This window comes from Myroides guanonis (genome assembly GCF_900114085.1).
GTDB classification, from domain to species: Bacteria; Bacteroidota; Bacteroidia; order Flavobacteriales; family Flavobacteriaceae; genus Flavobacterium; species Flavobacterium guanonis.
The window spans coordinates 1-16,625 of the sequence record NZ_FORU01000019.1 but is presented as its reverse complement, the minus strand read 5'-3'; the positions used below and the strand labels follow the sequence as shown (position 1 = coordinate 16,625).

Below are 16,625 nucleotides of genomic sequence, written 5' to 3'. Positions count from 1 at the left end.
TATTTTTATTCAAATTTAGTGATTTTTCAATAGAATCAAAAGGTTTTGAACCTATTAACTCTAACTTAAAATAGTATTATATTTCGTGTCTATAGCCTCATTTTCAATTTATAATGCTTCCGCAGGATCTGGTAAAACGCATACTTTGGTGAAGGAATACCTGAAAATTCTTTTAAAAGATCGTCAAGATGACGCCTATAAGAAGATTTTAGCCATCACTTTTACGAATAAGGCGGTGGAGGAAATGAAGTCGCGTATTGTAAACTCACTGTATGCTTTTTCATTGGAGACTATACCTGAAAAGTTTGTTGGAATGTTTGAGCAGTTGGTGGAGGAAACGGGATTAAAAGAGTCTGAAGTTCAAAATAAATCGGCAAAAATAATAAAGAGTATTATTCATAACTATGCAGCTTTTGATATTTCTACTATTGATAAGTTTACACACAAGGTAATTCGGTCTTTTGCTTTTGATTTGAATTTACCGGTAACTTTTGATGTTACTCTTGAATCAGAGGAATTGTTGAGAGAAGCTGTTGATGCAATCATTTCTAGAGCAGGTTCTGATAAGCAGTTAACAGATTTGCTGATTGATTTTTCTTTGGATAAAGCCGACGATGATAAGAGTTGGGATATCACGAGAGAATTGTTAGAGATTGGATATCTATTGATGAATGAGAACAATCGTGAAGAAATTGCTCTGTTCGAAGAAAAGACTTTAGATGACTTTGTTAGAGTTAGAGATTTTCTGAAAAAAGAAATTAAACGATTAACAGAATATACTAAAAATATTGGGACCGAAGCATTGGGAATTTTAACTAACGAAGGAATTGATTTAAAATCTTTTTCAAGAGGAACGTTTCCTAATCATTTGGTGAATATTGCAAAGGATGATGTGAAGCCCGCTCATAAGAGGTTTATAGTCTTTGAAGATATTCAAATAAATAAAACTGCTAAAGACAGAGATTTAATAGAATCACATATACCTCGTTTGCTAAGCTTGTTAGAGAAAGTTTATGAAGGTTATAGCAAGAGAGCTTTTAATCAGGCATTTCTAAAAAATATAACTCCACTGTCATTGCTTAATGCAATAGGTGTAGAATTAAAAAAAATTCAAGAAGAACAGAAGGTTTTGTCCATTACGCAGTTCAATTCTATTATATATAACGAAATTCAAAACCAACCAGCGCCTTTCATTTATGAACGTATGGGAGAACGCTATCGCCATTTTTTTATTGATGAGTTTCAGGACACTTCCGAAATGCAGTGGTTGAATTTAATTCCTTTAATTGATAATGCATTAGCAGGAGAAGATGAGGCAGGGGTTAAAGGAACCTTAATGATTGTAGGTGATCCTAAACAGTCTATTTATAGATGGAGAGGAGGAAAGGCTGAACAATTTATAGAATTGAGTAAAGGGAAAAATCCATTTTCAAACCCTGAGAAGGAAACAGTTGTCTTGGGTAAAAATTATCGTAGTTATTCAGAAGTTATAGCGTTTAATAATAGTTTTTTTAAAACAGCATCTGAGCGATTTAATAACATTGATTATAAGGACTTATATGAAAACAACAGTTTTCAAGAATGTAATTCCAAAGTGGGTGGGTATGTCAGTATTCAGTTTTTAGAAGAAGAGGAGGAAGAATTAACCTCAGAAGAACAATATACACGAGCAACCTTAGGTGCGATAAAAAAAATAAAAGAGCAAGGTTTCGAATATAGTGATATTGTAATCTTAACTCGTAAGCGATCTGAAGGAGTTGCTTTAGCAAACTATTTAACAGAGGAAGAAGTGCCTATTCTGTCCTCTGATTCTTTATTGATTAATAATGCTACAGAAGTTCGTTTAATTATAAATGTCTTGCGCTTTTTGAGAAATGCAAAAGATGCTGAAGCTAAAGCAATGATGCTCTATTTTGTTGCCTCTAAGCAATTAGAAGGGCTCGAAGTACATGATTTTATAGTTGAAGGATTGTCGATGGAAGGTGAAGAGGAATTAGAGAAATGGTTGCTAACAAAGGAGGTCGCTATTTCATTTGAATCGTGCAGAAGGAAATCTTTGTATGAGGCCGTTGAGCAGATTATTCGCGCATTCTTACAGGAAAAGAGTTCTATTTCTTATGTGCTTTATTTCTTGGATTTGGTGTTAGAGCGAAGCATTAAAAATCACTATGGTATTTCAGATTTCCTTGAGTATTGGGGAGATAACTATCAGAAGTTTAGTATTCCAACTCCAGAGGGGGTTGATGCGGTACAGATTATGACGATTCACAAGTCAAAAGGATTGGAGTTTCCAGTGGTAATATTCCCTTTTGCTGAGGAAGATTACAGTCGTTCTAATCGCGATAAGCTGTGGTTGGACATAGAAGATGGTGAGCTTGATTTTCCAAAAGCTTTAGTTGATTCTAAAAAGGAGGTTATGGAATATGGAGGAATGGCATTGGAGCTTTATGAAGCCAAAGAGCAAGAAGAGCTATTGGATAATCTAAATGTTTTATATGTGGCTTTAACAAGAGCGGAAGAGCAACTATACATAATAAGTAAAAAAAATCTTACGACTAAGGGAGAGTTAAAGAATAATATGTCAACCTTTTTCATGGAGTTTCTAATGAAGAATGGTTACTATAATGACAATGATTTTTATTTTGATTTCGGAAGTCCAATAAAGTTGTCAGTAAAGCAATTGTCTTTACAAAATCAGGATTTTCAAAATAAGACTGTTCAATCGGTTAATTTACCTTTGGATTTTAAGTCGATAAAAATAGCTCAGCGAGAGGCATTGATGTGGGATTCTGTAAGTCAAAAATCTATAGAATACGGAAATCTAGTGCATAAAGTATTGTCATATGTTTTGAGTGAAGGGGATATTGAAAAGGCATTGGAGACTTGTGTGGAGAATGGCTATTTGACGGAAGCAGATACTGCGGGAATAGGAACTGTAATACGAGATATTGTAACGCACTCTGAATTAAAGGAGTATTTTGATTCGGATAAAACTGTTTATAATGAACGTGCTATCATGTGTGTGGGGCAAAAAAACAGTATTCCTGATAGGGTAGTTGTTGATGGAAATAGGGCTTATATTTTGGATTATAAAACAGGAAAACCCAATGAGAAGCATAAAGCTCAGATAGAAGGATATGGTGTTTTATTGGAAGAAATGGGATTTGAAGTTATGAAAAAAGCATTGCTCTATACGGGGGATGTTTTAAAAGTAATACATTTGTAAGTTAAGTAAAATAAACAATCGTTTAATATAAAAGATATGTACGGGAAAATTAAGGATCATTTGCAAAATGAGTTAGATGCCATTGTAGAGAATGGTTTGTTTAAAAAAGAGCGTATCATCACTTCACCACAAGGAGCGGAAATTACAATTTCTACAGGTGAGAAGGTGTTGAATTTTTGTGCTAATAATTATTTAGGACTGTCTTCACATCCTGAAGTAGTTCAAGCAGCAAAAGATGCTTTAGATTCGCATGGTTTTGGAATGTCTTCAGTTCGTTTTATTTGTGGAACACAAGATATACACAAAGAATTAGAACAGAAAATCGCTGATTTTTATGGAACAGAAGACACTATTTTATATGCGGCAGCGTTTGATGCAAACGGAGGAGTTTTTGAACCGTTGTTAGGTGAAGAAGATGCAATTATTTCAGATAGTTTAAATCATGCTTCTATAATTGATGGAGTTCGTTTGTGTAAAGCAGCTCGTTATAGATATGAGAATAACAATATGGATGACTTAGAGCAACAGCTTATTAAAGCAAATGAAGCAGGTCATCGTTTTAAAATCATTGTTACTGACGGAGTGTTCTCTATGGACGGATTAGTTGCTCCTTTAGATAAGATATGTGATTTAGCAGATAAGTATGATGCACTAGTAATGGTTGATGAATGTCATGCTGCTGGTTTTATTGGTGCAACTGGTAAAGGAACCTTGGAGGCAAAAGGAGTGATGGGACGTGTAGATATCATTACGGGAACACTTGGTAAAGCTTTAGGTGGTGCTATGGGTGGTTATACTACTGCTAAAAAAGAAATTATAGAATTGTTAAGACAACGTTCAAGACCTTATTTATTCTCAAATTCTTTATCTCCTGTAATTGTTGGTGCATCTATTAAGGTTTTAGAAATCTTAGGACGTGATACTGTTTTAAGAGATACTTTAGAATGGAATACGAATTACTTTAAGAAAGGTATGATGGAAGCTGGTTTCGCTATCATTGATGGTGATTCTGCTATTGTTCCTGTTATGCTTTATGATGCTAAATTATCACAGATAATGGCAGATAAATTGTTAGAGAAAGGTATTTATGTGATAGGATTTTTCTTTCCAGTTGTTCCAAAGGATAAAGCGAGAATTCGTGTTCAATTATCGGCTGCTCACACCCAAGAACATTTAGATAAGGCTATTGCTGCTTTCATTGAAGTTGGAAAAGAGCTAAAAATTATAAAATAATAGACAGAATTTAAGGTAATTACAGTGATTCTTAACGAAAAGTTTTGTAATTCACAATTTAACATTGTATTTTTGCTTCACATTACGATTTAGTAAATAAAATAAAAAAGTTATGAAACATCTCAACAAATTAATTGTAGCTGCACTTCTTTGCGCGGGATTTACGTCTCAAGCACAGAATGCTGATCACCCTTGGGCGGTGACTATTGGAGCGAATGCAGTTGATACTAAAATTAGTTCAACTAGTAATTTTTCAAATAGATTAGGAGGTTATTTTAATGTAAAAGACCAATGGAATATTCTTCCATCTGTATCTTACTTAAATGTAGCTAGACACTTAGGAGACGGATTCTCATTTGGTTTAACTGGGTCAGTGAATAAAATTGACAAGTTTGTGTTGACTGAAGCTATGGGATACGAAGTAGTTAATCCTGGTGATTTGACGTATTATGGTATTGATGCTGAGGTTAAATACAGCTTCAAAGATTTATTGAAATTCAAAGTAGTTGATCCATTCTTGTTAATTGGTGGAGGTTATACTTTTATGGGTGATGCTAGTGCTGGTACAGTTAATGGAGGTTTAGGATTTAATTTCTGGTTTACTGAAAATATTGCTTTAACAGTACAATCTACTTACAAGCATTCATTTGATGATACTAGAACTCCAGATGTTGATGTTGCGTCTCATATGCAACACTTTGCAGGTATTCGTTTCCAATTTGGTGGAAAAGATACTGATGGTGATGGAATCTTAGATAAATATGACGAGTGTCCAGAAGTTGCTGGTTTAGCTGAATTTAACGGATGTCCTGATACTGATGGTGATGGTATTCCTGATCATTTAGATGAATGTCCTACTGAAGCTGGTTTACCAGAATTGAATGGATGTCCTGACACTGATGGTGACGGTATTGCTGATCATTTAGATGCATGTCCAGATGTTTTCGGATTGAAAGAATTCAAAGGTTGTCCTGATACAGATGGTGATGGTACTCCTGATCATTTAGATGAGTGTCCAGAAGTTGCTGGTCCTAAAGAAAACAAAGGTTGCCCTTGGCCAGATAGAGATGGTGATGGTGTTTTTGATCATTTAGATCAGTGTCCAGATGTTGCTGGTCCTGCTTCTAACAAAGGTTGTCCTGAAATCAAGGAAGAGCAAGTGAAACAAATGAATGAGTACGGTAAAACTATCTTGTTTAATACTGGTAAATTCACATTCCAAGAATCTTCTTACAAAGTTTTAGACAATATCGCTAAAATTATGAGTGAGTATCCAAATGCTAAGTTCCACATTGCTGGACATACAGATAGTACTGGATCTGACAAAATCAATATTCCTTTATCTGAAAACAGAGCAAATGCTGTTAAAGTTTATTTGATTGAAAAAGGAATTGATGCGAAAAGATTAACTTCTGAAGGTTTTGGTTCTTCTAAACCAATCGATTCAAACAAAACTGTAAAAGGTAGAGAGTTGAATAGACGTGTTGAAATCCAATTAGTAAAGTAATTTGCTAAACTTAAATAAATTAAAACGCCTCGATATTCGAGGCGTTTTTTTGTTATATTTAAATTATGAATACCAATACATTTTTAAGCCGTTTAGCGGTACAAATTAAAGCGGATTTTCCTGAAGATCTAGATGGTTTAACTATTGTTTTACCAAATAAGAGGGCTAAAGTCTTTTTGTTAGAGCACCTTAAATCTCAATATGATAGACCTGTTTTTGCTCCTGTCATCATAAGTGTGGAGGATTTAATTCAAGAAGTGTCCGAGATTAGGGCAATTGACTCTGTTGAATTACTGTTTGAATTTTTTAATATTTATAGAACGATTGTTGAACCTTCTAAACAACAAGACTTTGATCATTTCGCTAATTGGGCAAAGATGTTACTTCAAGATTTTAATGAGATAGATAGGTATTTATTGGATCCTAATCATGTTTTTTCTTATTTAAAAGATATCGAAGATATCAAACATTGGTCTTTAGATTTAGAAAAGAGAACACAATTAATTGAGAATTACTTGGAGTTTTGGAATATGATGCCTGTGTATTATGATGCATTGTATTCTTATCTAAAAGATAAAAAAATAGGTTATCAAGGATTGATTTATAGAGAAGCGGTTGCTAGGCACAATGAGTTTATAAAGAAGTCAAAAGATAGTAGTTATTATTTTGCAGGATTTAATGCCTTGAATGCTGCAGAAGAAGTGATTTTTCAGAGCTTTTTAGAACAAGGTGTTGGAAAGGTGTTCTGGGACATCGACGAAGCTTTTTTGAATGACCCTTATCATGATGCAGGATTGTTTTTGAGAAGAATAAAGAAGTCTTGGAAATATTATAAAACAAATCGATTTGAGTGGATTATTGATGAGTTTAGAAAACCTAAAAACATTCACATTATTCAAACTCCTAAGACGGTTGGTCAAGCAAAGATTGTTGGTCAATTAGTCAATTCTATTGCTTTAGAAAATGGATCGTTAGATCGTACAGCTGTGGTTTTGGGTGAAGAGCAAGTGTTGATGCCTATATTGTATTCCTTACCTGACTCTGTTTCTAGTTTGAATATTACTATGGGCTATGACGGGAAAAGTAATCCCGTTCAGATTTTTTTGAATAAGTTGTTTAAGTTGCATTTGAATGCTCTTAAGAGAAATCAAAAATCTTCTGTTTTTTATTATAAGGAGGTGTTGGATGTTCTAACGAATCCTGTAGTTGCTCCATACATAAATGGTGAGAAAATTGTAAATGAAATCAATTCAAAGAACTTGACGTTTTTTGGATTTGAGCGTTTTGAGTCTTTGGGTTTAAGTTCAAATAGCTTGCGCTCTATGTTGTTTGCTTCTTGGGATAGGTCACCTTTGGAGGTTTTGAATTTATTGCTGGAAATCGTTTTAGAGTTAAAATCGCAATTAGGAAATGATTCTGAGGAAGAAAAGCTTTCTAAAACTTTTTTGTATTCAAGCTTTCAGCTTTTAAATCGATTGAAATCGTATTGTGAGAAATATGATGTAGTGGAGTCTTTAGATACTCTTTATGCGATTTATAAGCAGATAATGGATTTGGCTGCAGTATCTTTTGAAGGTGAACCTTTGCAGGGGTTGCAAATAATGGGAGTGTTAGAGAGTAGGGTGTTGGATTTTGAAAATGTGATAATCACTTCTGTTAACGAAGGGAAATTTCCTTCAGGTAAATCTCAAAATTCATTTATTCCATACGATGTGAAGAGGGAGTTGGGATTGCCTACTTATAAAGAAAAGGATGCTATTTATAGTTACCACTTTTATCATTTGTTATTGCGTGCTAAGAATATCTATTTGTTGTATAATTCACAGTCGGAAGGATTGGATGCTGGAGAGCGAAGTCGCTTTTTAACTCAATTAGAAATTGAGCGTTCTAAAAATCATAGTTTAAAACACGAAACTTATTCTGCTTATTTACCTGAAAAAGCTTATGAGCCTATAGAGGTGTCTAAATCTGAATTATTAAATAAGAGGTTGAAAGTAGTGGCTTCAGAGAAGGGGTTTTCTCCTTCTTCTTTATCGACTTTCTTGAGAAACCCAATTCAATTCTATATGCAGCGATTGCTAGGAATTCGTGAAGTGGATGAGGTGGAAGAAAGTGTAGCTTTGAATACATTAGGAACTATTATACACCAAGCTCTTGAGAATCTCTATCTTCCTTATGTAGGAAAGAATCTTGTTTTAATGGATGTAGAACAAATGCAAAAAAAAGCAAATGTTGAGGTGGAAAGGCAGTTTGAACTTGAGTATAATAGTGATAAGGATAAGTTAGGTAAAAACTTGCTGGCTTTTGAAGTTGCGAAAAGACATGTATTCCATTTCCTTGAACAAGAGAAAAATTCTTTGAAAGATGGAGATGATGTGCGAATCATTGCTTTGGAAACAGGTCTGTCTTATGTTTTAGAACACAAGGATTTACCTTATCCGGTTCGTTTGACTGGTTTTGTTGACCGAATCGAAGAGAGGGACGGAGTTATACGAGTAATTGATTACAAAACTGGTAAGGTAGAATCTAGGCAAGTTCGTCTTACAGATTGGGAAGGGATGGCATTGGAGTTGAAAAACGATAAAGCCATACAGTTGCTCTGCTATGCTTTAATGTATTTTGATTCATGTGCGGATAAACCTTTAGAAGCAGGGATTTATTCTTTTAAAAATAGGCGCGAAGGCTTTTTGTTCTTTGGAGTAAAAAATGGGAGCTCTGTAGATACTCTTATAACCAAAGAGGTTTTGGAAGATTTTAAGGATGAGTTAGCAGGATTGCTTAAACAAATTTTAAATCCAGAAGAGTCTTTTTTAGAGACTTTATAGTTTATTAGATTTAATAAAATATATAATAGCGTCTTTGAGCTCCTCTGTGTTTTCTATGTGTAACATATGGCCTCCAGGCAATGTTATAAGTTTAACCTGTGTGTCTTCAATTTGTGTTATGTTTTCTTCATAAGGTATGACGGAGTCTTTTTTACCGGTTATTAGTGTAATTGGATATGGAGCGAAATGTAAAATAACTTCTCTATCTGCACGAATTTTCATGCCTTCTAAGGCTGCAATAATGCCTTGTATTGGCATTTTTAAAGCTTCAGATTTTGTGGATTCTATTTCTTTTAGATAAGTTGTTCTTTCTTCTTCTCCAAATAGATTTGAGGTAGCTATATTGATAAAAGTTGTTCTGTTTTTTTTAATAAGTTCAATGGCTCTATCTCTATTAATTTTCCTTTCAGGACTGTCTGCTCTAGAAGTAGAAGCAATTAAAGCAAGTCCTTTGACATGGTCTGGATACAGCTCTGCAAAGGCTAGAGATACGTAGCCCCCCATTGAGTGGCCTAGAAGTGTGATTTTTCTTAGTTTTAATTCCGAAATCAAAGCAAAAACAGCATCCGCCATGTCTTCCATTGTGTGAATGTACCCCATGCATTCGCTATTGCCATGTCCTAGTAAGTCAATGGCTATGACACGATGCTTTTGTGAGAAAAACTCGAAATAGGGTTGCCACATATTTAAGTTTTCTAAGAAGCCATGAAGAAAGATAAGGGTGCTTCCTTTTCCTTTTTCGTAATAATGTATTTTAGTGTTTTTATAGTTTATATACTTGTAATACATAGCGATATTCTTTCAAAACTAATTACAAAAGTACAATTTTATATAGACTTTGTAAGAGTGATTTTTTGATGTTGTATAAAATGATTCTAAATAGCAAAATATCTTATATTTGTTGTTTCAAAGATTTTACATTTAAAGATAAAAGTATGTTGTGGATTAAGAAATTCGATAGGTTAAGTATTGCAATTTGTTTGTTGATCACTGTGGGAAGTTTTGCACAGAAAGGAATACCTTATAAGATATATTCTGAGAAGGGAAAATCTATTTCATTCGAGAAAATGACTCAAAAATTAGGACGAGCAGATGTGGTTTTGTTTGGAGAATTTCACGATAATTCTCTAGGGCATTGGTTGCAGTTGGAAGTGTTGAAATCATTACATGTAGGTAATCGTTTAATATTGGGAGCAGAAATGTTTGAGGCTGATAAACAAAATGGACTCGATGCTTATCTGAAAAGTGATATTTCTGAGGAAGATTTTTCGAAAGAAGTTCGTTTGTGGCCTAATTATAAAACGGATTATAAACCTTTAGTCGAATTTGCGAAAGAACATCAATTAAAGTTCATTGCGACTAATGTACCAAGACGGTATGCTAGTCAAGTTTACAAACAGGGAGTTGAGTCTTTAGATAGTTTGTCGATGGAAGAAAAGACATGGATTGCTCCGTTACCATTCCCTTATGACGCAAATCTTCCAGGTTATAAAAAGATGATGAGTATGTTTGAAGGAAAGCATTCTAATGACAACTTACCTAAAGCACAAGCTATAAAAGATGCTACGATGGCTCATTTTATAGTTGAAAACTTTGAAGAAGGTAAATTGTTTCTCCATTTTAATGGTACATATCATAGTAATTTTAAAGAAGGTATAGTTTGGTATTTGAATCGCTATAGTGCTGATTTACGCGTAGTAACGATTGCTATGATTGTTCAAGAAGATGTGTTTAAATGGGATATTGAGAATAATGGTATGGCTGATTTTATTATTGTAATAGACCGAAATATCACTAAAACTTTTTAGATAAAATATCAATTATGTAAGTTTTGAGTTTGTTTGCTTGTAAATTATTAGTGTTTTTATAAAATTACGTGTTTTTTAATTTGTTTATACTCAGTATAAATAATTGAATCACCTTTGTAAATGCGTGGAAATAACAGTACTTTTGAGTGATTTTTTACAAGAAAACTATTAAAATTACATTATGGCAAAATCTGCACTATTAAAGTCATCCATTGGTAAAAAATACTGGATGGCTCTTACTGGGTTATTTTTATGCGTGTTTTTGGTAGGTCACTTGGTGGGAAACCTTCAATTGATTTTTGGTGATGCATCGGCATTCAATGAGTATGCGTTGTTCATGACTACCAATCCAGCGGTGAAAATCCTTTCTTATTTAACTTACTTATCTATTCTTTTCCATGCAATTGATGGAATTGTTTTGACAATTCAGAACAAAAAGGCTAGGCCAATTGGTTATGCAAAAAACAATGCTTCTTCAAACAGTGCTTGGCAGTCAAGAAATATGGCTGTTTTGGGTACTTTAATTTTGATTTTCATTGCTACACACATGACTAACTTTTGGGCTAAAATGCATTTTTCTGAAATGCCATTACAGTCTGAAATTGTAAATATTCAAGGACAGGAATTAGAAATATACAAGACAGTGCAAGGTCAGCCAATCCCAGCGAACGCTGTTCAAATGGGACAAGTAGAAATTAAAGGAACTGGTTTCTATGAGACTGGAAGTGACTTTAAAATTGCTGATGGTTATAAAGACTTGCATAAGATTACAATCGAATTTTTTAAGGATCCAGCATATGGATTAGCTTTTACGATTTTTTACGTGTTTTCAATGATAGTGTTGGCGTTTCACTTGCTACACGGATTCAAAAGCGCATTTCAGTCACTAGGGGCTAATAATCCTAGATATAACGGATTAATAACAACAGTAGGAAATGGCTTTGCTATTATTGTTCCTTTGTTATTTGCTATTATTCCACTTTATATTTACTTTGTTAAGTAGTCATAAAAAATTTGATTATGAAATTAGATTCTAAGATTCCAAATGGACCAATCGACAAGAAATGGTCTGATTATAAAAACCATATAAATTTAGTTAACCCTGCTAATAAACGTAACATTGATGTTATTGTAGTTGGTACTGGTTTAGCAGGTGGTTCTGCAGCTGCTACTTTGGCAGAATTAGGTTATAACGTAAAAGCTTTTTGTTATCAAGATTCTCCTCGTCGTGCGCACTCTATTGCAGCACAGGGAGGGATTAATGCTTCTAAAAACTATCAAGGAGATGGAGATTCAGTTCACCGTTTATTTTATGATACTGTAAAAGGAGGAGATTATCGTGCGCGTGAAGCAAACGTATATCGTTTAGCAGAAGTTTCAGAAAATATTATTGACCAATGTGTGGCTCAAGGAGTTCCTTTTGCTCGTGAGTATGGTGGTTTACTTGATAACCGTTCTTTTGGAGGTGTTCAAGTTTCTCGTACATTCTATGCTAAGGGACAAACTGGACAACAGTTGTTATTAGGAGCTTATTCTGCGATGAACCGTCAAATCGGTCGTGGAAAAATCCAAATGTATAACAGACATGAAATGCTAGACATTGTCCTTGTAGATGGAAAAGCTAGAGGTATTATTGCTCGTAATTTGATTAATGGTGCTATTGAGCGTTATTCTGCACACGCTGTAGTAATTGCTACTGGTGGGTATGGAAATGTTTTCTTCCTTTCTACAAACGCAATGGGGTCGAATGTAACGGCAGCTTGGAAAGCTCACAAACGTGGTGCTTATTTTGCAAATCCATGTTACACACAAATTCATCCAACTTGTATTCCTGTTTCAGGTGATCATCAGTCAAAATTAACTTTGATGTCAGAATCATTGCGTAATGATGGTCGTATTTGGGTTCCTAAGAAATTAGAAGATGCTGCTGCAATTAGAGAAGGTAAATTAAAACCTACTCAATTAGCAGAAGAAGATAGAGATTATTATTTAGAAAGAAGATATCCTTCATTTGGTAACTTAGTTCCTCGTGACGTTGCTTCACGTGCTGCTAAGGAAAGATGTGATGCTGGATTTGGTGTAAATGCGACTGGTGAAGCTGTTTATTTAGATTTCGCTGCTGCAATTGATCGTTACGGTAAAGAGCAGGCTCGTTTACAGCATTTGAATGAAAATGATGCAAAAGTTGTATATAAATTAGGAAAGGATGTTGTAGAAAATAAATACGGTAACCTTTTTCAAATGTATGAGAAAATCGTTGATGAGGATCCATATACAACTCCAATGATGATTTATCCTGCTGTTCACTATACAATGGGTGGTCTTTGGGTTGATTACAACTTGATGTCAACTATTGAAGGTTGTTACGTTCTTGGAGAAGCTAACTTCTCTGATCATGGAGCTAACCGTTTAGGGGCTTCTGCATTAATGCAAGGTTTAGCTGATGGTTATTTTGTGTTACCTTATACTATTGGAGATTATTTATCAAAAGATATTCGTACAGGTGCAATCCCTACAGACTTACCTGAATTTGATGAAGCAGAGAAAAATGTTAAAGGTATTATCGACCATGTATTAGGTAATAATGGTACGCATTCTGTAGATTATTTCCATAAAAAGCTTGGGAAAATTATGTGGGATAAAGTAGGTATGGCTCGTAATGCTCAGGGATTAACTGAGGCTATGAGTGAAATTACTGCTTTAAGAGAAGAGTTTTATAAAGATGTTAAGGTTTCAGGTACTGCGGATAGTTTTAACCAAGAGTTAGAAAAAGCTTTACGTGTAGCTGATTACTTGGAGCTAGGAGAGTTGTTCGCTAAAGACGCACTTCATAGAGAAGAGTCTTGTGGCGGTCACTTCCGTGAGGAACACCAAACAGAAGACGGAGAAGCAAGACGTGATGATGAAAACTTTGCTTACGTTGCTGCTTGGGAATACAAAGGAAAACCTAGTGAGGCTGTACTTCATAAAGAAGACTTGGTTTTCGAAAACATTAAATTGGTAACTCGTAGTTATAAATAATATTGAGATTTTGATGGTAACATCAAGTCTTATTGTAAAAATTCGATGCAAATGAATCTTACACTAAAAATATGGCGTCAGAAAAACGCTAAAGATAAAGGTCAAATGGTTGATTATAAAATCAACAATATTTCACCTGATATGTCCTTTCTTGAAATGTTGGATGTTTTGAACAATGAATTGGTAGAGAAAGGTGACGATCCTGTTGCTTTTGACCATGATTGTCGTGAGGGAATCTGCGGTATGTGTTCTTTATTTATTAATGGAGAAGCACATGGTCCAGATAGAGGAGTTACTACTTGTCAATTACACATGAGAATGTTTAAAGATGGAGATACTATTTATATCGAACCATTTAGAGCAAAAGCTTTCCCTGTAATTAAAGACTTAGTAGTTGATCGTACTGCTTTTGATAAAATTCAACATGCAGGTGGTTTTATTTCTGTAAATACTTCTGGTAATACGCAGGATGCGAATGCAATTCCAGTTCCTAAACATGACGCAGATAGAGCATTTGATGCAGCTACTTGTATTGGTTGTGGTGCTTGTGTTGCTACATGTAAGAACTCATCAGCTATGCTTTTTGTTTCAGCGAAAGTATCCCAGTTTGCTTTATTACCGCAAGGTAAAGTGGAAGCTACTGAGCGTGTTTTAAACATGGTAGAAGAAATGGATAATTTAGGTTTTGGTAACTGTACAAATACAGGTGCATGTGAGGTTGAATGTCCAAAAGGAATTTCATTAGAGAACATTGCTCGTATGAATAGAGAATACTTAAAAGCTAGTTTTAGATAGTTTTTTTAAATTTTTCACAAAAAAGGGTAAGATATTAGTGTCTTACCCTTTTTTTATTGACTGTTTTATTGAGTTAATGATGAAATGAAATGTTAGATTTTATGATTTTTTTTTATAATTTTATGGATTAATTATTTATTATGAAAATAGCTCTAGTTAAAAAGGGTTTAGCCTTGTTTGTTATTTTTCTGGCATCTATCTTTTTGATGTATGGTAGTCAGAAGATAGCGTTTATGGATAAAGCATCAGCTGAAATTTCCACAATTACTTCTGCATTTGAAAGTATACTATTTGCAGCGCCAGATAACGATGATTGTAGTTCTGCTTTGGAACTATCGATTAATCCAACACTGACTTGTGTTGCTATGACACAAGCTACTTTTGTCGGTGCAACTTTGAGTACTCAGGTAAAGCCTGCATGTGCTGGAGCCATGACAAAAGATATTTGGTTTGAATTTACTGCTACTGCTACTTCTCATCGCATTTCAATGGAAGATTTTGGTGCGATTACATTTACTGCCTATGTAGCTGTATATGATAAAACATGTGGAGCAATGACGTCGGCTACTAAAGAGTGCTTTACATTGAGCAATTCTAATACTGGTAAACAAAAAGTTTTGGAGAAGTTAGTTATAGGGAGAAAATACTACGTGCGTATTGGAGTTGCAGGTACTGCTGAATTCGCATTTAAAGTTTGTTTAGCTACTATTCCACCTCCTCTTAAGGTTAGTCCTAGCGGTGAAATGTATTCTGTCGAAGGATTGGTTAAGGATGTATTAGTAAAGTCTGGTTGTAATTTGGTTTCGAATGTAACATACCAGGTTGGTGATGGAAGTGCGAAAACAAAGTCGGTAAATACGTTTGGATATTTTAATAAGAATGGATCTGATTTTCCATTCGAAGAAGGAGTTGTTCTTTCTACTAGTGAGGTTCAGTTTGTACCAGGTCCGTATAGAAATGGTGACAAGGGAACAAATACAAACAGATGGCTCGGTGATAAAGATTTAAATGATGCTATTGCTGATGCAGGTGGAGGAATTTCTGCTGATATGCGTGTAACTCAGGTAGAATTCGATTTTATACCTGTTAAGGATTCTTTGCAGTTTGAATACTTATTTACATCTAATAGTTATGATATAAGTTGTGGGAATGCTGGTTGTAATAATGGTGCAATGTTTGCTGCTTGGTTAATAGATACTACTACTGGAATTGGTGGAAATTTGGCGAAAGTACCTGGAACTAATAAACCTATTGCATTAAATACAATTAGGAATGCTACTATGTCAGGAAAGACTTGTACAAATGAAAATGAAAAATATTATTGGAAACATTATAGTAACAATCAATCAGATCCTTTAGAGGCATCAATTAATTTTGTTGGACTTACTACTGGTTTACAATCTTTAAATAGTAAAGTTGTTCCTGGAAGGAAATATCACATTAAGCTTGCTGTATTAGATTTCTGTACAACGCCTGATCATACTTCGGCTGTTTTCTTCAACGCACGTAGTTTCGATATTGGTACACCAAGTTTAGGAGATAACTTGGTTATCGAAGGAGGAAGTGCTTTGTGTCCGGGAGAGACGATGGTATTGAAAGCGGATTTGAATCCAAATGACTATGTTATTCAATGGACCAAAGACGGAATGGATTTAGTTGGAGAGAACGGTCCTACCTTAACAATTAGTTCTAAAGGTTTGTACGGAGTAAATTTGGATTACAAGAACGTTGCTTGTTACCTAGTAGTTGATCCTATTCAAGTTGAATACTACGACGAGATCATCATCGAAAAACCACCTTTAAATTTGGTTCAGTGTAAGTCACCAACTGCAACGACTCTATTTAATTTAGAGTCCAGTATGAAGGGTGTTACACATTATCCAGTAACGGCTATGTTCTATGAGAGCAAGTCCGATGCAGAGAACGATACGGGCCAGATTCCGAGTTACTATAATTTTGACAACACCTTCAGTTCAAAGACTATATGGGTTCGCATCCAAAGTGCGATTAGTCCTTGTTTTAAAGTATATAGTTTTACCATCAAGACCGAGACATGTGTCATAGGTTTGGTTCCGTTAAACGATATGCATATTTGTAATACACCGGGTTCTACCTTTGATTTAAGTCAATATGATTCGATAGTTTATCACGGAGCAGCCGGTTATACCGTAGAATACTTTATCAGTAACACCGATGCTATCGCTCGATTG

10 protein-coding genes are annotated in these 16,625 nt (G+C 34.6%); 9 read left to right on the top strand and 1 reads right to left on the bottom strand.

Going from position 1 to position 16,625, the window contains the following annotated elements; all coding sequences use genetic code 11:
* Nucleotides 1–85: 85 nt before the first annotated feature.
* From BM024_RS12915 to BM024_RS12900, 4 genes are all read left to right on the top strand, one after another.
* Nucleotides 86–3,226 (top strand): UvrD-helicase domain-containing protein, encoded by a 3,141-nt coding sequence (locus tag BM024_RS12915; RefSeq protein ID WP_090681192.1) that lies wholly within the window; start codon nt 86–88, stop codon nt 3,224–3,226.
* A gap of 36 nt (nt 3,227–3,262) precedes the next feature.
* Nucleotides 3,263–4,459 (top strand): glycine C-acetyltransferase, encoded by a 1,197-nt coding sequence (kbl, locus tag BM024_RS12910; RefSeq protein WP_090681189.1) that lies wholly within the window; start codon nt 3,263–3,265, stop codon nt 4,457–4,459.
* Between the two features lie 112 nt (nt 4,460–4,571).
* Nucleotides 4,572–5,966: an OmpA family protein gene (locus tag BM024_RS12905; RefSeq protein WP_090681187.1), complete on the top strand. Its 1,395-nt coding sequence runs from the start codon at nt 4,572–4,574 to the stop codon at nt 5,964–5,966.
* A gap of 65 nt (nt 5,967–6,031) precedes the next feature.
* The gene (locus BM024_RS12900; RefSeq protein ID WP_090681184.1) at nt 6,032–8,791 is read left to right on the top strand and encodes a PD-(D/E)XK nuclease family protein; all 2,760 of its coding nucleotides are present in this window, start codon (nt 6,032–6,034) and stop codon (nt 8,789–8,791) included.
* On the opposite strand, the gene BM024_RS12895 is transcribed toward BM024_RS12900, so the two are convergent.
* Nucleotides 8,786–9,580 carry an alpha/beta fold hydrolase gene (locus BM024_RS12895; protein WP_090681181.1) on the bottom strand — a complete coding sequence of 265 codons (795 nt, stop codon included), beginning with the start codon at nt 9,578–9,580 and terminating at the stop codon, nt 8,786–8,788. The genes BM024_RS12900 and BM024_RS12895 overlap by 6 nt on opposite strands.
* Before the next feature lie 146 nt (nt 9,581–9,726).
* On the opposite strand from BM024_RS12895, the gene BM024_RS12890 reads away from it, so the two are divergent.
* The 5 genes from BM024_RS12890 to BM024_RS12870 all read left to right on the top strand — a co-directional run.
* On the top strand, nt 9,727–10,599 hold the full coding sequence (locus tag BM024_RS12890) for a ChaN family lipoprotein (RefSeq protein ID WP_090681281.1): 873 nt from the start codon (nt 9,727–9,729) through the stop codon (nt 10,597–10,599).
* A gap of 181 nt (nt 10,600–10,780) precedes the next feature.
* Nucleotides 10,781–11,602 carry a succinate dehydrogenase cytochrome b subunit gene (locus tag BM024_RS12885; RefSeq protein WP_090681179.1) on the top strand — a complete coding sequence of 274 codons (822 nt, stop codon included), beginning with the start codon at nt 10,781–10,783 and terminating at the stop codon, nt 11,600–11,602.
* 17 nt (nt 11,603–11,619) lie between these two features.
* Nucleotides 11,620–13,620, top strand: coding sequence for a fumarate reductase/succinate dehydrogenase flavoprotein subunit (locus BM024_RS12880; RefSeq protein WP_090681176.1), 2,001 nt, complete (start codon nt 11,620–11,622; stop codon nt 13,618–13,620).
* A gap of 51 nt (nt 13,621–13,671) precedes the next feature.
* On the top strand, nt 13,672–14,415 hold the full coding sequence (locus BM024_RS12875; RefSeq protein WP_090681279.1) for a succinate dehydrogenase/fumarate reductase iron-sulfur subunit: 744 nt from the start codon (nt 13,672–13,674) through the stop codon (nt 14,413–14,415).
* 140 nt (nt 14,416–14,555) lie between these two features.
* Nucleotides 14,556–16,625: choice-of-anchor L domain-containing protein (locus BM024_RS12870; RefSeq protein ID WP_143077782.1), on the top strand; the 2,070-nt coding region annotated here is incomplete at its 3' end.